At 35.5% G+C, this 18,897-nt stretch carries 18 protein-coding genes, 1 pseudogene and 1 other annotated feature; of the genes and pseudogenes, 16 read left to right on the top strand and 3 right to left on the bottom strand.

What is annotated here, in order from left to right; translation table 11 throughout:
* Nucleotides 1–59 precede the first annotated feature (59 nt).
* Nucleotides 60–277, top strand: a binding site (T-box leader).
* 79 nt (nt 278–356) lie between these two features.
* The 6 genes from trpE to trpA are packed head-to-tail and all read left to right on the top strand — an operon-like array spanning nt 357 to nt 6,145.
* Nucleotides 357–1,730, top strand: coding sequence for an anthranilate synthase component I (trpE, locus tag RUH95_RS08505; RefSeq protein ID WP_313892427.1), 1,374 nt, complete (start codon nt 357–359; stop codon nt 1,728–1,730).
* A 26-nt stretch (nt 1,731–1,756) separates the two neighbouring features.
* Nucleotides 1,757–2,788, top strand: a complete 1,032-nt coding sequence (gene trpD, locus RUH95_RS08500; RefSeq protein ID WP_313892426.1) for an anthranilate phosphoribosyltransferase — start codon at nt 1,757–1,759, stop codon at nt 2,786–2,788.
* Complete coding sequence (gene trpC / locus RUH95_RS08495; protein ID WP_313892425.1) at nt 2,785–3,576, top strand: indole-3-glycerol phosphate synthase TrpC; 792 nt, start codon at nt 2,785–2,787, stop codon at nt 3,574–3,576. The genes trpD and trpC overlap by 4 nt, the downstream gene beginning before the upstream one ends.
* Nucleotides 3,573–4,175, top strand: a complete 603-nt coding sequence (locus tag RUH95_RS08490; protein ID WP_313892424.1) for a phosphoribosylanthranilate isomerase — start codon at nt 3,573–3,575, stop codon at nt 4,173–4,175. Before trpC ends, RUH95_RS08490 begins: the two co-directional genes overlap by 4 nt.
* 4 nt (nt 4,176–4,179) lie before the next feature.
* The gene (gene trpB, locus RUH95_RS08485) at nt 4,180–5,373 is read left to right on the top strand and encodes a tryptophan synthase subunit beta (protein ID WP_313892423.1); all 1,194 of its coding nucleotides are present in this window, start codon (nt 4,180–4,182) and stop codon (nt 5,371–5,373) included.
* Nucleotides 5,366–6,145 (top strand): tryptophan synthase subunit alpha, encoded by a 780-nt coding sequence (trpA, locus tag RUH95_RS08480; RefSeq protein ID WP_313892422.1) that lies wholly within the window; start codon nt 5,366–5,368, stop codon nt 6,143–6,145. The genes trpB and trpA overlap by 8 nt, the downstream gene beginning before the upstream one ends.
* A 39-nt stretch (nt 6,146–6,184) precedes the next feature.
* Here trpA and RUH95_RS08475 read toward each other — a convergent pair whose 3' ends face one another.
* Nucleotides 6,185–7,558 carry an MATE family efflux transporter gene (locus RUH95_RS08475; protein ID WP_313892421.1) on the bottom strand — a complete coding sequence of 458 codons (1,374 nt, stop codon included), beginning with the start codon at nt 7,556–7,558 and terminating at the stop codon, nt 6,185–6,187.
* A gap of 39 nt (nt 7,559–7,597) precedes the next feature.
* On the bottom strand, nt 7,598–8,065 hold the full coding sequence (locus tag RUH95_RS08470) for a GNAT family N-acetyltransferase (RefSeq protein WP_313892420.1): 468 nt from the start codon (nt 8,063–8,065) through the stop codon (nt 7,598–7,600).
* A gap of 100 nt (nt 8,066–8,165) precedes the next feature.
* On the opposite strand from RUH95_RS08470, the gene RUH95_RS08465 reads away from it, so the two are divergent.
* The 5 genes from RUH95_RS08465 (at nt 8,166) to RUH95_RS08445 (ending at nt 11,491) form a co-directional block, all read left to right on the top strand.
* Nucleotides 8,166–8,990, top strand: coding sequence for a MerR family transcriptional regulator (locus RUH95_RS08465; RefSeq protein WP_313892419.1), 825 nt, complete (start codon nt 8,166–8,168; stop codon nt 8,988–8,990).
* A 2-nt stretch (nt 8,991–8,992) separates the two neighbouring features.
* A complete protein-coding gene (locus RUH95_RS08460; RefSeq protein WP_313892418.1) occupies nt 8,993–9,511 on the top strand; it encodes a YfiT family bacillithiol transferase in 519 nt (172 codons plus the stop codon).
* Nucleotides 9,512–9,598: 87 nt separating this feature from the next.
* Nucleotides 9,599–10,081 carry a tetratricopeptide repeat protein gene (locus tag RUH95_RS08455; RefSeq protein ID WP_313892417.1) on the top strand — a complete coding sequence of 161 codons (483 nt, stop codon included), beginning with the start codon at nt 9,599–9,601 and terminating at the stop codon, nt 10,079–10,081.
* 83 nt (nt 10,082–10,164) lie between these two features.
* On the top strand, nt 10,165–10,548 hold the full coding sequence (locus RUH95_RS08450) for a cytochrome-c oxidase (protein ID WP_313892416.1): 384 nt from the start codon (nt 10,165–10,167) through the stop codon (nt 10,546–10,548).
* 58 nt (nt 10,549–10,606) lie between these two features.
* A complete protein-coding gene (locus RUH95_RS08445; protein ID WP_313892415.1) occupies nt 10,607–11,491 on the top strand; it encodes an aminoglycoside phosphotransferase family protein in 885 nt (294 codons plus the stop codon).
* A gap of 53 nt (nt 11,492–11,544) precedes the next feature.
* Here RUH95_RS08445 and RUH95_RS21515 read toward each other — a convergent pair.
* A pseudogene (locus tag RUH95_RS21515) lies at nt 11,545–12,647 on the bottom strand (M24 family metallopeptidase).
* Between the two features lie 474 nt (nt 12,648–13,121).
* Here RUH95_RS21515 and RUH95_RS08430 point away from each other — a divergent pair.
* From RUH95_RS08430 to RUH95_RS08410, 5 genes are all read left to right on the top strand, one after another.
* On the top strand, nt 13,122–14,210 hold the full coding sequence (locus RUH95_RS08430) for an endospore germination permease (RefSeq protein WP_313892412.1): 1,089 nt from the start codon (nt 13,122–13,124) through the stop codon (nt 14,208–14,210).
* 33 nt (nt 14,211–14,243) lie between these two features.
* Complete coding sequence (locus RUH95_RS08425) at nt 14,244–15,698, top strand: spore germination protein (protein ID WP_313892411.1); 1,455 nt, start codon at nt 14,244–14,246, stop codon at nt 15,696–15,698.
* Nucleotides 15,695–16,852, top strand: a complete 1,158-nt coding sequence (locus tag RUH95_RS08420) for a Ger(x)C family spore germination protein (protein WP_313892410.1) — start codon at nt 15,695–15,697, stop codon at nt 16,850–16,852. Before RUH95_RS08425 ends, RUH95_RS08420 begins: the two co-directional genes overlap by 4 nt.
* A 744-nt stretch (nt 16,853–17,596) precedes the next feature.
* Nucleotides 17,597–18,145, top strand: a complete 549-nt coding sequence (locus tag RUH95_RS08415) for an RNA polymerase sigma factor (protein WP_313892409.1) — start codon at nt 17,597–17,599, stop codon at nt 18,143–18,145.
* On the top strand, nt 18,138–18,896 hold the full coding sequence (locus tag RUH95_RS08410) for a hypothetical protein (protein WP_313892408.1): 759 nt from the start codon (nt 18,138–18,140) through the stop codon (nt 18,894–18,896). The genes RUH95_RS08415 and RUH95_RS08410 overlap by 8 nt, the downstream gene beginning before the upstream one ends.
* Nucleotide 18,897 lies beyond the last annotated feature (1 nt).

The raw sequence follows: 18,897 nt of genomic DNA, 5'->3' as shown, positions 1-18,897 counted from the left end.
GGTGCCGATAGCGGTACCGCCCATAGAACAGATGAGCCGAGATTAGATGAGCATAGCTGAGAAATTGTTTGAATAAGAAGAGTAGCATTAGTATGCGATTAAGAGAGTCAGTGGTTGGTGAAAACTGATTCGTTGCTAGTGTGAATGGACTTATGAGAGCTTCCTTGAGAACGACTAATCGTTTTAGGGGAAGACGTGTTTCCTACGTTACAGGATATGAAGTGGGAGTAATATTGCTCCAACATGAGGTGGCAACGCGGTCAACACCGTCCTCTTCAAAGGGATTTTTCTGAATTCCTTTGAAGAGGGCTTTTTTTTATGTTGAAAAAGTTAAGATGAGCAGAGGAGAGATTGTGATGAGCGCAGATCAGTTAGGTTATCGGACGACTTCTAAGAAATTAAATGGAGATTCCTTGACACCCATTTTGATTTTGAGAAGGTTAGAAGGCAAGCGAAAGTTTTTATTGGAAAGCTCTGCAAAGCATGAGAGCTCTGGTAGATATTCAATTATAGGCGTGAATCCATTGAAATCATTTACCGGGAGTGAAGATAAAATCATCGAACGCTTTTATGATTCGGATAAAGAATATGTGCATGAAGGAAATGTGTTTGAACTTCTAAAAAGGCTAATTCCACGTATTCCAGATCATAGTGAATTACCTTTTACCGGAGGGGCGGTTGGTTATATTGGATATGGAGCGTGTATGCCAAAGAAATCTTTATTGAAAGATGAATTGAACATTCCAGCAATCTTTTTCAATGTATACGAAACGATTGTTATTTTTGATCATTTTTTAGATGAAGTAACGATTTTTCATACACAAATTGGTGCAGTACAAGAAGAACCTGACTTAGAAAGTATTGCTAAACAAATTACTACTAGTCAAGTGGAAACGGAAACAGCGTTTTCTATATCAGACTATTCATGTTCTGTTACGCAGCATCAATTTGAGGAGCTTGTTCGAAAAGCTAAAGTCTATATTGAACAAGGCGAAGTGGAGCAAGTCGTATTATCTCGAAGATTAGTAGCTGATTTTACAGGAGATCCTTTTTCTTTATATAGAAAACTGAGAAGACGTAACCCATCACCCTATATGTATTATATGGAACTAGAAGATTACGTTATTGTCGGAACATCTCCAGAAAGTCTTGTGCGAGTTACGAATGGAAAAGTGGTAACCAATCCAATTGCAGGAACCCGAAGAAGAGGTAAAAACGCACAAGAAGACATGGCATTAGAGCAAGAATTACTTGCTGACCCTAAAGAAATTTCGGAGCATAAAATGCTTGTGGATCTTGGATTAGAAGAGCTAGGGAGAGTCTGTGTTCCAGGTACAGTTCAAGTAACGAACTATATGTATTTAGTTCGTTACGAGCATGTGATGCATATTGTGTCAGAAATTGAAGGTGATTTATTGACATCGCTTCATCCAATTGATGCATTAAGTAGCTGTTTCCCAGCTGGAACTGTCACTGGCTCTCCAAAAGTGCGAGCGATTGAAATTATTGACGAGCTAGAAAATGTACAGAGAAGTTTTTACGGAGGTTCAATCGGATATATTGGCTTCAATGGTAATATGGATTTTGCTTTAACGATTCGAACGATGCTTATAAAAGATGGAAAAGTATATGTGCAAGCGGGTGCAGGAATCGTTGCAGCGTCACAACCGAAATTAGAATTTAAAGAGACGTACAATAAAGCAAGATCTTTACTGGACGTATTGCATTAAGCTAGCTGAGCAGAGGAGAGTATGAGATGAGAAATTTTATAGAAAAAGTGGAGAAGCGAGAGCATTTATTGTACGACGAAATGATCGAGGCATCGAAGCTACTATTCGATGAACAAACAGATTTACAGCAAATCGAGATTTTTTTAATTGCCTTATCAAACAAAGGAGAAACAGCTTATGAAGTTGCAGCACTCGCTACTGTCATGAAGTCATTTTCTTTAAAATTGAATGTTCCAGAAGGAAGCTATATGGATAACTGTGGTACCGGTGGAGATCGTTCCAATAGTTTTAATATTAGCACCGCAGCAGCGTTTGTGTTAGCTGGAGAAGGAGTAACCATTGCAAAGCACGGAAATAGAAAGGTTTCTAGTGCTGCAGGAAGCTTTGATGTATTGGAGGCACTTGGCATTCATCCTACGATTGATACCCAATCAACAATGGATTTACTTCAACAAGAAAGACTCACTTTCCTTTATGCACCAACGATTCATCCACATTTAAAAAGAATTGGATTCGTTCGAGAGAGAATTGGAAGACCGACCATTTTTAATCTTGTTGGCCCACTGACAAATCCAGTAAGTTTAGAAACACAATATACGGGTATTAATCGAACAGATTTTACAATGGATTATGCATCTGTTTTGCGCATGCTTGGAAGGGAACGAGCAATTGTCGTAAGTGGAGCTGGTGGGATGGATGAAGCATCATTAGCGGGTAAAAATGACTTTGTCTTATTGGATAAAGGCGATTTAATCCCTTTTTCGCTTACACCAGAAGAGGTGGGCTTATCTTTTGCACCTATTTCAGCAATTCGTGGTGGAGATGCGCATGAAAATGCAACAATTATGCTGGCAGTACTTCGTGGAGAGCGCAGTGCCTATTTCGATACAGTCATTTTCAATGCAGGAATTGGATTTTTTGCTAATGGTTTCGTGAAGACAATTCAAGAAGGTGTAAAAATAGCAGCAGATTGCATTTTATCAGGAAGAGCCTTCCAAAAACTAGAAGCTATTAAACGGTTTAATAAAACAACTGCTAGACAGGAGGTAGTTAGATGACGACTATTTTAGATGAAATTTTACAGGAGAAAAAAGCACAAGTGAAGGAAATGCTTCATCAAAATAATAAAAAGAATGAGAGCCCTTCTTCTAGACCGTCACTATTCGATCAACTTTATAAAACAAAGCATTTGCAAGTAATTTCAGAAATAAAACGTGCTTCACCTTCTAAAGGTCTGATTACAGAGAACGTAGATCCAGTAGCTCAATCAAAAGCATATTACGATGCAGGAGTAGCTTGCATTTCAGTCTTGACTGATAATCTCTTTTTCAAAGGATCTTTTCAAGATTTAACAGCTGTTGCAAAGGCAGTACCTATTCCTTTATTATGTAAAGATTTTATCATTCATCCTGTACAAATTGATGAAGCACAAAGCGCCGGTGCATCTGTCATTCTTCTAATCGTTGCAGCACTTAACGAAGAACAATTAGAACGTTTATATAACTATGCAACTGCGTTGGGGCTAGAGGTATTAGTAGAAGTGCATGACATTCCAGAGTTAAAAAGAGCTTTAAAAATCGAAGCGAAACTTATTGGTGTAAACAATCGAGATTTACGAACATTCGAAGTCGATTTGAAACGCACAGAGGAAATAGCAGCAGTCTTTCCATTTCATGAAGAACGAGTGCTTATAAGTGAAAGTGGTATATGGAAAATAGAGGATGCTAATAGAGTTACGGAAGCAGGGGCGAGTGCAGTGCTTGTTGGTGAATCATTGATGCGAAGTCAAAATATCGAACAAGTAGTTCACTCGTTTCAAGTGAAGCGAGGTGAAAATGCTCAATGACTAAAGTAAAAATTTGCGGATTGATGGAGAAAGATCATGTGAATGCAGCGGTTGAGGCAGGAGCCGATGCGATTGGATTTGTTTTTGCTCCAAGCAAGCGGCAAATAACGATTAAAGAAGCAAAAAAGCTTGCAGTGGATATTCCTAATACAGTTTTAAAAATAGGTGTTTTTGTTAATGCCACACAAGAAGAAATGGAAAAAGCATATAGGGAAGTACCATTAGATTTCATTCAATACCATGGCAATGAAAAACCAAGCTCTATTCAGGCCCATGGCTATCCTTCTATTAAAGCTGTATCCGTTCGAAGCGAACAAGATGTCGAGGTGGCAACACAGTATAATACGGAGTTTTTATTATTTGATGCACCTCAAGCAGGTAGTGGGATAACATTCGATTGGCAGCACTTGGAACGTCTTCATATTGCAAAAGAAAAAGTAATTTTAGCAGGGGGCTTACATGTAGAAAATGTTGCCGAGGCAATTGAACATGTTAACCCCTATATGGTAGACGTTTCGAGTGGCGTAGAGAAAGATGGAAGAAAAGATAAACAATTGATTCGTGCATTTATACACGCAGTCAAAGAAAGGGAGCAATGAGCGAATGGTACAAGTAAAAGAAGGTCGTTATGGTCGGTTTGGTGGTCAATTTGTTCCAGAAACGTTGATGAGCGCACTAATAGAATTGGAAGTAGCGTATGATGAAGCCATATTAGATCCAGCTTTTTTAGAAGAAGTGAGCTATTACTTGAAAGATTATGTTGGACGAGAAACCCCACTTTACTTTGCGGAACGTCTTACAAATCAGTTTGGTGGAGCGAAAATTTATTTGAAACGGGAAGATTTAAACCATACAGGAGCACATAAAATTAATAACACAATTGGGCAAGCGCTTCTTGCTGTGCGTATGGGGAAAAAGAAAATTGTAGCAGAAACCGGAGCGGGTCAGCACGGTGTCGCTACAGCTACTGTTTGCGCATTATTCGATTTAGAATGCGTCGTGTTCATGGGGAAAGAGGATATTCGAAGACAGGAACTGAATGTATTTCGTATGGAGCTGTTAGGGGCAAAAGTCGTGTCTGTCGATCAAGGCTCAGGAACACTTAAAGATGCTGTCAATGAAGCACTTCGTTACTGGGTAGCAAATGTGGAAGATACACATTATATTTTAGGTTCTGCACTTGGGCCACATCCTTTCCCGAAAATTGTCCGTGATTTTCAGTGTGTCATTGGTGTGGAAACTAGAAAGCAAATAGTAAAAAAAGAAGGACGTTTACCTGATGTAATTGTCGCTTGTATTGGCGGAGGTAGTAATGCAATTGGTATGTTCCATCCTTTTATTGATGACGAGCTAGTTGCATTGTATGGGGTAGAAGCTGCTGGTAGTGGAATTGAAACGGGATTACATGCCGCAGCTGTTGCTGATGGAAAAGAAGGTGTGTTACATGGGGCTTATATGTATGTATTACAAGATGACAACGGCTTTATACAAGAAGCGCATTCGATTTCAGCTGGTTTAGATTATCCAGCGGTTGGGCCAGAGCATTGTCATTTACATGACATTGGTCGAGTAACCTATACTTCAGTTACAGATAAGGAAGCCCTTGAAGGTTTACAAATACTTGCAAAAACAGAAGGAATTATTCCAGCTTTGGAAAGTGCACATGCGGTTTATTATGCAACAAAATTAGCGGAAAAAATGCGCTCCGATGAAATTATCGTCATTTGTCTATCTGGTCGTGGAGATAAAGATGTGCATACGGTTCGAGACGCACTTGGAGGTGTTCAGAATGACTAAAAAGATGTTAACTACCGCTATAGAAAACTGCTTACAAGCAGGTGATAAAGCATTCATTCCATATATTATGGCGGGAGATGGAGACTTAAAAAAACAAATCTTATTTCTCCAAAATGCTGGCGTGACCGCAATTGAAATTGGCATTCCATTTTCTGATCCAGTAGCAGATGGTACGACAATTCAACGTGCAGGAGAGCGCGCATTACAAAACGGTGCAACATTACGAACTATTTTGAGCGAGCTATATACGATTAAAGAGGAAGTTTCTGTTCCGCTTATTATTATGTCTTATATAAACCCAATATTAAGCTATGGAATAGATGCTTTTGCAGAGCAGTGTGTAGCAAGTGGAATAAGCGGCTTAATCGTCCCGGACGTACCATTAGAGGAAAGTGATTTTGTGAAAAAGGCATTTTTGGAAACCGATGTGGCATTCATTCCGCTAGTTTCATTAACAAGCCCACCTGATCGAATCGAAAGAATCGCTGGCTCCGGGGAAGGTTTTTTATATGCGGTTACGATAAATGGAATTACGGGAGTACGAGATGAATTTGCCGATCTGTTAGAAAATCATTTAAAACAGCTAAAAGAAATTAGTCCAATTCCCGTACTAGCTGGCTTTGGTATTTCAACACCCGAACAAGTTCAGGCAATTGGTTCATTAGCAGACGGGATTATTGTGGGTAGTGCAATTGTTGAAGCATTTCATCAAAACAAGCAAGAAAAAATAACTGCACTTGTTCAAGCGTCTAAGACGAAAGTAGTAATCTAAAAAGAGGTAATCCGTCTGTGAACGGATTACCTCTTTTTCTTATGATTCAACGACAGGCACTATTTTTGAACTTGTGTTTTTTAATGGTTCTAACGCATGCAATGTGTTTCTCGCAATGATTAATCCAATTGTGGTAATACCTTCAGCAATTGGGAAGGCAAGCCAGATGAAATCACTACCGAAATACGTTGGTAACAGCCATAAAAGAGGTAAAAACAAAACAATATTTTTAGCGATAATTATAATAGAAGAAAGTTTAATCTTTTCAATCGCTTGATAGTATTCTGCATAAACCAAGTTAATACCCATAAATAAATAACCGATGAAAAACAGAGTAATACCTTTTTCAGTATACGCAATTACTTCTGCGGAAGAAACTCCAAATAAGGCAATAATATTATTCCCAAATAACCAACCGACAAGCAGTATTATTGCTCCAAATACAATTCCTGTAATAACGCCAAGTCTCAAAAATTGCTGAAGTCGACTATATAATTTCGCTCCATAGTGAAAGCTTACAATTGGCTGTAATGCTGCACCAATACCGATAAATAACATAATAAAAACAGCATGTAAGTAGTTGACAACTGCATAAGCAGTTACACCAATTTCACCGATAAAATGCATGAAAGTTATATTATAAGCGATAATAACAAACGCTGCCGAACTTTCGATAATAAAACTTGGAAGACCTACTTTAAATATATCCCTAATAATTAGGAATTCCCATTTTAATTTCGTGAACTTTAGTATACTCTCTTTGCGAAGAAAGTGAGTCGATAATACAGCTAAACCAATTGCCGCCGATATCCCAGTAGCATAAGCTGCTCCACTAACACCAAAATCGAATACAAATATAAACAAATAGTTGAATAGTATATTCAATACAGATGTAGTAATTAGCCCTACCATAGCAAGCCGAGGATTTCCGTCATTTCGAATAAAAATACTCAAAATATTTTCAAGCACAAATATAATCCCAAATAATAAGATAACATGTAAATAGTCGAGAACATATGGCATAATTTGTTCATTCGCCCCAAATAGATAAGCCATTTCCTGTTGTTTCCACAAACCTAAAATAACAAGTATACCAACGATAAAAATAGTAATTGCAAATGACTGTGTAAAGATAGATCTCGCTTTTTCCTTATTATTTTGTCCTAAAGAAATCGAGTATAGCGTGGCACCACCCATTCCAATCCAAAGGGAGATGGATAATAATATGGAGAAAATCGGAACTGCGATATTAACACCTGCTAAAGCATCTGCACCAATACCATTGCCGACGAAAATTCCGTCTACTAATATATTGATAGCCATTAACAGCATTCCGACTACTGATGGGAGTAAATAGGAAAGAAATAGTTTTGTTGTTGGGGTATTTTTTAATTTTAAAGAAGTTTCGTTCATTTGTATCACCTTTAACCAATCTTGTCTAATTATAAATTGTTACTGTCCGTTTAAGTTCGTGAATTTTTTTACCATTATTTTTTCATTATTAATATCAAGTTCTCCATTAAACTGAAAATCAAATTTTTCGTATAAATGTATAGCTGCTTTATTATCTTCAAAAATACTTAAATAAATATTTTGCGAAGTGTATTCGTCGTCAAGCTTTTGTAACATTGCCTGAAGCATTGTTTTACCATAACCTAATCCTTGATGCTTGGAATCGATTAAAAATCGATCTAGCCAAAGTCGACCGTTCTCCTTTTCATCTGGGAAAAAGCCATACATTGCAAAACCGACTAGACTATCATCTGCATATAGGGCAACTGGTTTATAAAACTCGCATTCTTTCGCTTCATCCAAACATTGTTCCGTCGTTTCAATGAATGATTGCTGGGATTCTCCTACTCTCAAATTTAAAATTTCTTGTACATTTTCTTGTGTTACGTCATGAATCGAAATAGTCATGACTATCAATTCCTTTCTTTTCCTACAAATACATGTCTGATGTGGTATATTTATATCCTAAAGTATACGGTAACCATATAGTCAAGGGGGAAGTTTTAAAATGAGTGAGAATTTACGAAAATACTTTACAACGGGAGAATTTGCGAAGTTATGTAATGTAAAAAAGCAAACATTGTTTCATTATGATGAAATAGGACTGCTTTCACCAGAAATAAAAAATGACAAAGGATATCGCTATTATTCATATCATCAGTTCGATGTTTTTAACGTGATTGAATTATTAAAAGAGGTAGATATGCCTTTAAAAGAAATTAAACTATTTTTGAAAAATAAAACACCAGTCGAATTAATCGAGCTATTAAAAGGAAAGTCATTAGAAATTGAAAAAAAGATTAACACCCTTAACCAAATACAAAAAATTATTGATACGAAAATTACTTTAACAGAATATGCTTTAACGATAGATTTTTCACAAATTACACTTGTTGAGCAAGCGGAAGAACAATTGTTTTTAAGTAATTCTATTTTAGATTGTTCGGATCGAGAATTTTTAAAATCAATTTCTACATTTATTGACTATTTATATACGAATGAATTAGATCTAGGGTATCCTATCGGAGCAGTTGTAAGTAAGGAGAAACTTCTAGGAGAGGACTATGACAATTATTCGTATTTGTATACGAAAATAGCGGAAGATGCGAAAGGAATTTCTTTTTATACAAAACAAAAAGGCTTATATGTCGTCGGATTTCACAAGGGTGATGATAAAAATATTTCGAAAACATATAAAAAAATGATGGATTTTATCGATACTCATCATATAAAGCTTGGTAGTTATGCATATGAGGAATATGTGCTTGATGAAATTTCGGTAACTGGCAATGATAATTATGTCACGCAAATCATGATAGAAGTGGAGGAGTAAGTATGGATGTAAAGTACCCTATCGGAAAATTCGAGTTTAGTGGTGATATAACAAATGAAGTAATAGAAGTTTGGATGAAAGAGTTGGAGGATTTCCCAGCTTTACTAACTGCTGCTGTAGAAAATTTAAATGACGAGCAGCTAGATACACGGTACCGAGAAGCTGGATGGACTGTTCGTCAAGTTGTTCATCATGTTGCCGATAGTCATATGAATGCATATATTCGATTTAAACTAGCGTTGACGGAAGATAATCCAGTCATTAAATCATATGATGAAGCAAACTGGGCGGAACTTGCTGACTCTGAGCTGCCAATTGATATTTCTCTTTCATTACTAAAAGCGGTGCATATTCGACTTGTGAAGCTGTTACGAAGTTTAGATGCTAGCAATCTTAAAAAAACGTTTATACATCCCGATACTGGTGAAGTATGGATTGTTGAAAATATTGGTTTATACGTTTGGCATGGAAAGCATCATCTTACTCATATTACTAATCTTTGTAAGCGGATGAACTGGTAAATATTTAGTTACCCGTTTTTTCTTCATATTCCGTTTCATGTGACATTGTACACTAAAATACCTTTAATTAAAGAAAGGACATTACAAATGAATCCAGAATTGGACCACGCACTTTTTTTGCGACAAGATGGAAGGTTAAAGGAATCAAATGAAGTACTAATAAAATTGGCAGAAGAATTGCCGGGTAATGCTTATGTTAATTACCAATGTGCATGGAGTTATGATGTGCTAGGAGAGGAGTCAAAAGCTGCACCTTATTATGAAAATGCCATCGACTTAGGACTAACGGAATCCGATTTAGAAGGAGCTTTACTAGGATTAGGAAGCACGTACAGAACGCTAGGGGATTATGAAAAATCCCAAACGGTCTTTTTAAAAGGTATGGACTTGTTTCCTACGAATAAAGCAATCCAAGTGTTTTATTCCATGACACTTTATAATTTAAATGAGCATAATCGTGCGATGGAATTATTACTTAAGTGTATTGCAGAAACGACTACCGATGAAGAAATTTTGAGTTATCAAAAGGCCATTACTTTTTATGCGGACAAATTAGATGAGCGCTTTTAAGATCCCAATTCTAACTGAATAATCATACTCTCTTCTTCTTAGAAATAGAATGTATAAGACCTATTAGAGAGGGGGGGAAAAGAGTGGGCATCAAATTAATAAAAATTTCCGTTGTGTATTTTGCTATTGGAGTACTTTTAGGGATGTATATGTCTATGGCACATGATTATGCATTAAAAGGCGTTCATGTGCATATCAATTTACTTGGTTGGGCTTCATTTGCATTATCTGGTATCATCTATCATATTTTCCCGAGGACAGGAAGACATGGACTCGCAAAATGGCATTTTTGGACTGGTAATATCGGGTTGCCGGTAATGATGATTGGACTCGCAGCACTTATATTAACTGGAGCAGGACAACTGGCAATCGCCGTTTCGATCGGAGCAACTTTAGTAGTTATCAGTGTTATTTTATTTGCAATCAATATACTGATGAATTTACAAACTGCACCAACAAAAGGCTAACAATACGGCGGATCTGCTATTCTTGCAGATCCATTTTTTACTTGAAAGGAGCATACATATGGAACTTCTCCAAATCCCTTTTTTACAAAACTGTTTATCGTATGAATTAATTGAGGAAGGCTACTCAAATGAAGAAAAATGGTGTATTGATAATACGTATTTATTACGCATTTCTCCAGATAAAGATATAGCTCAATTAGAACAACAAGAAAAGCTAATAAATTCTGCTCATGCAAAGGACAAGCATATTCCGTTTGTACACGATGTTGGAATACATGACGGAAAAGCATATATGATTTTAGATTATATAATTGGAGAAAATGGAAATGTAGCATTATTAAACGCCAGTCCAGCAGATCAATACAAAATTGGGCAACAAGTGGGCAAGACGTTTAAAAACTTACATAGTATTCCTGCACCGAATGATCATCCTAGTTGGGAGCAGCTTTGGACAAGCCGAGTACAGAAACTAACCCCACGTTTTGAAAAAATAGCGAATGAAAATGAGCGCTATTTAACTGTGCTACCATTCATAGAAAGCCAGCTGCATTTATTAAAAGATCGACCCTGCCGCGCGCAGCATTATGATTTTCACCCTGGTAATATTTTAATACATGAAAATCAATTTACAGGACTTATCGATTTGCAAAAAATAACTTATGCTGATCCAGTGAACGAATTTTACAAAATGGAATACTTTAATGTGTCTGTAAGTAGAGAATATTCCTGTGGAGTTTTGGATGGTTATCATGACAATCAGACTATATTGGATTCTTTTTGGGAATTACATCGTTTGTATGTAGCTATTCATATCGTTTCAGCAGAAGTATGGGGACATGAAGGTGGCATTAAACAACAGGGGAAGTTTCAAAAATATACCCAATTTACTTTGGATCAGTTTGAAGATTTTCATATTCTCATACCGAAATGGTACAAAGTATAAAAAAAACGCCGAGTCACTTCGACTAAACGTTGAAGCGATCGGCAGTTTTTTAATTATAGAATTTGCATTTCTCTTGGGAAGGAAGACAATACTTCCACTTTTCTATCTTCATTGATGTAGACAGTATCCTCGATGCGCACACCACCAACATCCGGAATGTAAATCCCTGGTTCAATCGTGAAGACAAGTCCAGTTTCCGCTATGCCTTCATTATTTTGGTGAATGGAAGGTTCTTCGTGGAGTTCCATTCCTAAACCATGGCCAACTCGATTATTGAAATATTGCCCATAACCTTTTTCGATAATGATATTTCTTGCTGCTAGGTCGAACGTTTTTAGCGCGACGCCAGCTTGTACTGCTTGAATCCCTGCTTGATTGGACTCGAGAACAATACCGTATATTTTCTTCTGCTCCTCAGAAGCCTCGCCGATAATGAATGTTCGTGTAATATCGGAGGAATAGCCGTCTTTCATAACACCGAAATCAATTAAAAGATAATCGCCTATTTGCAGTTTTCGCTCACCAGGTGAACCGTGAGGAAATGCTGCTTTTTCGCCCGATAACACAATTGTAGAGAAGGAGGGACCATCCGCTCCAAATTTACGCATTAAAACTCCAGTTCAGCAGTTAATTCCGCTTCTGTCATACCGACAACTACTTTTTTAATACCTTCTTCGAGTACTTTCTCAATAATCTCAAGTGCTTTCTTCAAATAGCTTATTTCTTCTATTGATTTTTTCATGCGCTGTTTAATGATAAAAGGTTGTACATCGACAACTTGGATGCTAGGAAATACTTTCAGAAGGCTTTGATAACGGAAATAGCTTAACGCTTTTCCTTCAATACCCATAATTCCTTGAAAGGCACCAATTGTATTACTTACAACATCAAACGGGTTCTGTTCATCCGATATAGGAATAATATGCTCGATATCGGCTGCTTGTATAGCAACGTCTTTATCTAATGCAGGAACGAATAAAGAAGACATATTGTTCTGCGTGTTAATAATCAATGACATGAACAGTTCATGAGGATTCGAATTAAAACCTGTGTAATAAAAAACATCTGATGGATCTGTAATCATCACCGCATCAATTGCTTGTTCGACGAGATAATGTTTCAAAATAGTACGTCTAACATCGAATAAATTGCTCAATATGAAAACCTCCAATAATAGGCATGTAAGAAAAAACCAATATTAAGATAGTTTACGATAATAACAGTTGTTATACAATCGGAATTGGGGAGGTGCCGTGTATATTATCATTGCAAAATTTATTGGACAGTGACATGAAAGTATACATATTATAAAAGTATTTGTATAAAATATTGGACAATTTAGTGGTACAGATATGGTTTCCGGTGTATATGTAAACGATTTTTTCATCTTAGTTAATATTGGGAACAAGTGTATTGCCCAAGGAATTGAGTTTAAGTAACTCTAGGTATTTTTCAACTCAAAAGTTGAGTTATTATTCTTTGAAATTATATTCATAAAAATTATTTATATCCCAAAAAATTATTTCTTTTATACAAGTTGTAATACAGCAATTATCTCAATCGTTAACTTATAATCTTCGGTTTCATTGTCAATACTATACAATATCAATAAATGTTAGAGGGTTGTAATTTGAGAGTCGTTGGACCAATTAGTATATTACATGTCATCTTCTTATCGATGACGGTTATCGGTTTAAAAAATCATGTAACAATCCTTCCACCACTCCTACATGTTGGAGGAAGAGATGGCTGGGTATCTGTTCTCCTTGCTGCGATATCTATGGCACCTTGGTTGTTTCTTTTAGTTTATGTCCAGAATAAATCAAATCAAGCGCCGATATCTGATTGGTTAAAATCAGTGATTGGGAGGATAGGTTCTACCATTGTACTAAATATTATTGGGGTTTATTTAGTAATACTTGCAGCATTTACGATGGTTGAAACATTGAAATGGGTTACTACAACTTTTTTACCAAAAACCCCATCGTTATTGTTGCTAATCATCTACACGCTACTTTGTATATTATTAGCTTCAACGAACATACAAACAATTGCCATGGTTAACGTCATCGTTCTTTTTGGGGTAGTTATATTAGGTTTTTTTGTAGCAATCGCGAATATACAAGTGAAGGATTATAATTTATTGCGGCCATTTTTTGAAAATGGTTTTCAACCAGTTTTTGAAGGCATGGTGTATCCAGCATCTGGATTTGTTGAATTACTAATGCTCCTATTCCTTCAACATCATTTTAAGAAACGCATTAAATGGTTTCATTATGTGCTGATGCTTTTTATTTTAATGGGGCTGACAATTGGTCCACTTATGGGGGCAATTACTGAGTTCGGCCCAGTTGAAGCAGCTAAACAAAAGTATCCTGCATTTGAGGAATGGGGACTTGTATCGGTAGGTAGGTATCTTGAACATATGGATTTTTTCTCTATTTATCAATGGCTTACTGGTGCATTTATAAGAGTAGGATTCATATTATTCATTGTTGTGGACATGTTAAATATGAATAGGAGTAAAAAACGAATTGGATTGCTTCTTGCACCAGCCTTTTTCTTGATTTGTTTAATGTTGTTTCTTTTAAGTGAAAGTCTTTTTCTTGAAATTAAAAGAAATTATTTCTTGGTAAGTACGTTCTTCTTCTTTTTCACTTTGTCTATCTTTTTTGCAAGCGTTGCTTGGATTTCAGGGAAGACTTCCAAAAAGATATAAGTAGTAAATTCACAAGGAAAGTAGGGAAGAGGGATGCAATCAGAAAGAGAAAAAATTGAATCTAACACCTTGCATCAGTTATTTAAAAATTCCGCTGATGTACAATTCCAAGAGTATGCATTCCAAAAACATAAAGTAATGTTCATTACATGTAATGCAATGATTGACCTGCTTTTATTAAATGATGTCATTGTTAAACGAGTTCAACAAATGTGTGATAATATAGCTGACAAATTGTTGGAAGAAACTGTGTTTGCTCAATTGCACATTCCTGATTTAAAAAAAGTAGAGGACATGGCTGATGCTATTTCACTTGTATATACGGGGCACTTGCTACTTTTTTTTGAAGATGAGCATCTATTATTTTCCAGTAATATAGAAAAAAAGCCAAACCGGAATCCTGAAGAATCAAGAATGGAAGTTCTTATAAAAGGGCCAAGAGACAATTTTATAGAGGATATTTCAGTGAATATTGCCTTAATACGAAAAAGATTGCCGACAAATTCACTATGCGTGGAAAATTTCATATTGGGGAAACGTTCACAAACGAAAGTATCAATTCTTTATTTTGACGATATCGCCAATAAAGGCATTTTAGATGAAATAAAAGAACAGTTAAACAAAGTTGACACAGATATTATTTTCAGTGGGGATATATTAATGGAAAGAGTTAATAAAAGCGCTAAAATATTCCCGAGAAATGATTATACAGGGAGACCTGATTTTGCTATTCAAGCGCTTGTGCGAGGAAGATTTATCATTTTTGTTGATGGGGTTTCATATGCCATGATCACTCCCGTGAATTTATTTTTACTTTTAAAGTCAGGTGAGGATAACGAATATCCCATTATTTTCAGTTCACTTGAACGAATTCTTCGTGTGACAGGCATATTAATCGGTTTGTTTCTACCTGCTTTTTGGCTAGCATTAACCTCTTATCACCAAAATCAATTGCCACTCCAATTACTAGCAACAGTAGTCCAAGCGAATACAGGACTTCCACTACCTTCAGCACTTGAAATGCTTCTTATGCTAGTTATGTTTGAACTATTCCGTGAAGCAGGACTACGACTCCCCTCTGTCATTGGTGGCACAATTAGTGTTGTTGGAGGATTAATCATTGGTGATGCTGCTATTCGAGCAGGTCTTACTAGTCCAGCAATGATCGTTATTATTGCAATATCAACCATTGCAACATTTACTTTAGTTAATCAATCCCTTGTAACAGCGGTGAGCATATTACGCATTAGTTTTATTATTGTTACAGCATTCTTTGGGTTGTTTGGCTTTTTCATTGCATTTCACTTTACGATACTGTATTTATCGAGTATCCGAGTTTTTGGTGTTCCTTACATGAATATTGCATCAGATTTAAATTGGTCAACAATATCGAAATCATTACTCCGAATGCCCGCGAAATACTATAAAAAGCGTCCGAAGTCGTTAGATCCTCAAGACGAAACAAGAACCAAAGAGGTCGAAAAATGAAGAGAAAAATTGTAATTATTTTTGTTTCTGTTTTATTCTTACTTTCAGGGTGTTGGGATGAAAACGAACCTGAAAGAATGCTTTATATATATGGTTTAGGAATAGATTATAAAGATGGTAAGTATGAAGTATTTGCTCAAATCATTGATTTTTCCATGTTGGCAAAAACGGAACAACCAAATACACAGGCTACTCAGTTAGAAGTGGGTCATGCTACTGGTACTACAGTAGATGAAGCGTTATATGAGCTATATCATACATTGGATCAACAACTTTTTTGGGGGCACTTGACTTATCTTGTTTTATCAGAAGAAGTACTAAAATATGGTAATGCTAATCCAATTATAAACACTTTTGTGCGTTATAGAGAAACGAGATATCAAACTTGGGTGTACAGTACTCAGGAGTCTGTGAAAGAAGTAATGTTACTAACTCCGATCTTAAATAAAGGAATTTCACATTCTAAAATTGCAGATCCTATGAATTCATATAAACAAGAATCATTTATTGAACCAATCAGTTTACGAAAGTTGATCATAAGACTAAATGAGCCAAGCTATGAAGTAAACATTCCGTTGGTCACTATTAAAGATAATTGGTCAACCGAAAAAGGCCCTGATAAAGTTGCAAGTATTACAGGTGTTAGTGTAACTAATCCAAAAGGCTTTAAGCAAACGATAATGTTAGACAAGGTAAGAGGATTACAGTGGATGACTAATGAGACAAAAAGAGGAGAAGTAACAGTCAACTTAGATACGAATAAAGATAATTATCTCACTGTTGATGTAGATAAAATCAATGTGAAAGTAAAACCAATTACTGATAAAGGTGAGGTGATGTTTGACATAAATGTAATAATGGAAGTTACTGTAAGTGGTTTTCTTAGTAAAGTAACTGAGGATGAAGTACGTAAGGGAGTAGAAAAAGAAGTTCAGAAAGAAATTGAAGAAACTTATAAAGAGGGTTTAAAACATGATACTGATATCTATCGATTATCGGAATATTTGTATCGTGATAATGTTAAAGTATGGAAAAAGGTTCATAAAGACGGAAAGGTTGAGTTGACGGAAAATTCAATCAGAAAAATAACTGTGGATGTAAATAAGGTTGATTCAGGAAGAAAATCATACAGAGACACTATTTCGGAAGAATAAAGAGTAATTCCAATATTTTTCACCTTAGTTAATAAATGTTTATATAAAAATTAAATTATTCTCCACCCGGGGTATTGTAACTATGATATTACAGGATCAAACCATGTAGCTCTCAGTATATCAAAATTTGAGCTATATGGATTCAAGTTGTTGAAATTTTCATCGCTTTGTAAAATTAACAACATGACGAATGCTTGAATAAGGGTTAGAAGTGAATATATTAGCTGAAAACATTAGCCCTATACCTTCTTAGGTTATGAAAAGCCTTTGGATTCAAACAAGCTAAAAATCAGGTTTGGAAGAATATTGTATCATTAGGTAATAACTCTTTGGAGCATGGATGTGAAGTCATTAAAGATTGGGTTGCGTATTTGAAGGGTGTAAAAAAATACACTACAAATAGGAGAAAGGAATCTAAATTTCTGAAAATATAAATAATAGATTAGAAAAAATTAAACTTCACTTAATAAAATCATCTTGTTCAGAATTTATAGTGAGAGTTTTTGGGATAAATCAGGTACTAAAAGGGAGACAACTCCAAATAATCCTTATGGAGTTTTGTTGGATAGCAGATAAATAATGAAAAGTCTAAAAAGGTACATTGCCTGTCTAAAAGCGATGTACTTTTTTGTTTATAATAAAAGAAAGAATATTTATTTATATCAATTTATCAAACTATTTTCTAATCTATTACGAATATATGTATGAGACGGCAATGATCATGAGGGAAGCATGTGGTGAGATATGGAAAGGCTATGGATAAAAAAGATAAAACGAAGTGCAAATGAGGAAGCTGCAAATAAGTTAATCACTAAGTATTACAATGAAATTTACGCCTTTATATATAAACAAACATTAGATAACGAGCTTACGCTTGATCTGACACAGGAAATTTTTATAAGTGTTCTAAAGTCTATTCAGCATTTTGATAGTAAAAAGGCTTCTTTTCGAACTTGGCTATATAGGCTTGCATCGAACCGACTTGTCGATTATTTCCGCTCCAAAAGCTATCAATATACGAAAGTAGTGCAACCAATCGAGGAGTATGAGTTTCAGGACGAGCAAAATATCGTTATCACACTAGAGTACAAAGAAGATTTTGAAACGGTCATTTCACTATTAACTGTACTAGATGCTACAAGTCAGCAAATTGTTCGTCTCAAACTTTTTGGTGAATATACGTTTCAAGAAATTGAAGCAATCGTGTCCATCCCACTATCTACTGTGAAAACTAAATACTATGCTTCGATAAAAGGAATACGCCGAGCGATGAAGGAGGATTTATATGAGTAAAGAAAAGTTTTATGTGCCATTGCCAGGTCAAGTAACAATGCAAAAGCAAATTCAAGCAATTGTTCAAGAAGGCGTGAAGCAAAAAGAATCCTTTTTTCCATTTATCAAATCAATGTATAAGCAACTAGGTTTTCGTCACTTATTTTCTAATTATGCATGGCTAGTCTTTGCGTTGTTTACCGTAATTATTTCACTAATTTCTCCATTTTTTATGTATGGTTTAACCAAATACAAAATGGAAGAATTATATGCGTTAATTTTTCTCTTTTCACCTATTCTTTATCTTATTTTTTCTATGTATACGTATATGTCGAAAGTGCGTAAGACAACATTCGAAGTAGAAATGACATGTAAATACAATGTCTATCAAATTATCGCTTTTCGGATGTTCACATTTAGTATTTTTTCGATGTTCACAAATACGTTTGCACTTGTTGTTCTGAACATATTTTATGAACCAATCGATTTTTTTCGAGCGTTTATGATTTCTACAACAGGTTTGTTTTTATTTTCGATTTTCTTTTTATACGCATTAATGAGGAATCATTCATTTCCAACGATTATTAGTACAGTATTTATATGGTTTGCTGGAAATATTGTCCTTAGCAGCACAAACAATGAATTGTATTTAGAGATTCTTATGCAATTACCACTGTTCATATATGGGCTAGTTTTTGTTTGCACTGCATTGGTATACGTAAAGTTATTGAACCGATTAATTTATTTCTATCAAAAGAAAGGGGTTTATTAAG

The sequence above is a fragment of the Psychrobacillus sp. genome, assembly GCF_032154225.1.
In the GTDB taxonomy this organism is placed as follows: Bacteria; Bacillota; Bacilli; order Bacillales_A; family Planococcaceae; genus Psychrobacillus.
Note: the sequence above shows the minus strand (reverse complement) of the source record. Positions and strands in the feature narration are given on the sequence as shown.

Excerpts from the sequence above, each read along its gene's own strand:
- RUH95_RS08455 (WP_313892417.1), top strand. The coding sequence starts at position 9,599 with ATGAATCCAGAATTGGACCACGCACTTTTTTTGCGACAAGATGGAAGG.
- RUH95_RS08410 (WP_313892408.1), top strand. The coding sequence starts at position 18,138 with ATGAGTAAAGAAAAGTTTTATGTGCCATTGCCAGGTCAAGTAACAATG.
- RUH95_RS08470 (WP_313892420.1), bottom strand. The coding sequence starts at position 8,065 with ATGACTATTTCGATTCATGACGTAACACAAGAAAATGTACAAGAAATT.
- trpD (WP_313892426.1), top strand. The coding sequence starts at position 1,757 with ATGAGAAATTTTATAGAAAAAGTGGAGAAGCGAGAGCATTTATTGTAC.
- RUH95_RS08465 (WP_313892419.1), top strand. The coding sequence starts at position 8,166 with ATGAGTGAGAATTTACGAAAATACTTTACAACGGGAGAATTTGCGAAG.
- trpA (WP_313892422.1), top strand. The coding sequence starts at position 5,366 with ATGACTAAAAAGATGTTAACTACCGCTATAGAAAACTGCTTACAAGCA.
- trpB (WP_313892423.1), top strand. The coding sequence starts at position 4,180 with ATGGTACAAGTAAAAGAAGGTCGTTATGGTCGGTTTGGTGGTCAATTT.
- RUH95_RS08420 (WP_313892410.1), top strand. The coding sequence starts at position 15,695 with ATGAAGAGAAAAATTGTAATTATTTTTGTTTCTGTTTTATTCTTACTT.
- RUH95_RS08460 (WP_313892418.1), top strand. The coding sequence starts at position 8,993 with ATGGATGTAAAGTACCCTATCGGAAAATTCGAGTTTAGTGGTGATATA.
- trpE (WP_313892427.1), top strand. The coding sequence starts at position 357 with ATGAGCGCAGATCAGTTAGGTTATCGGACGACTTCTAAGAAATTAAAT.
- RUH95_RS08415 (WP_313892409.1), top strand. The coding sequence starts at position 17,597 with ATGGAAAGGCTATGGATAAAAAAGATAAAACGAAGTGCAAATGAGGAA.
- RUH95_RS08490 (WP_313892424.1), top strand. The coding sequence starts at position 3,573 with ATGACTAAAGTAAAAATTTGCGGATTGATGGAGAAAGATCATGTGAAT.
- RUH95_RS08445 (WP_313892415.1), top strand. The coding sequence starts at position 10,607 with ATGGAACTTCTCCAAATCCCTTTTTTACAAAACTGTTTATCGTATGAA.
- trpC (WP_313892425.1), top strand. The coding sequence starts at position 2,785 with ATGACGACTATTTTAGATGAAATTTTACAGGAGAAAAAAGCACAAGTG.
- RUH95_RS08475 (WP_313892421.1), bottom strand. The coding sequence starts at position 7,558 with ATGAACGAAACTTCTTTAAAATTAAAAAATACCCCAACAACAAAACTA.
- RUH95_RS08425 (WP_313892411.1), top strand. The coding sequence starts at position 14,244 with ATGCAATCAGAAAGAGAAAAAATTGAATCTAACACCTTGCATCAGTTA.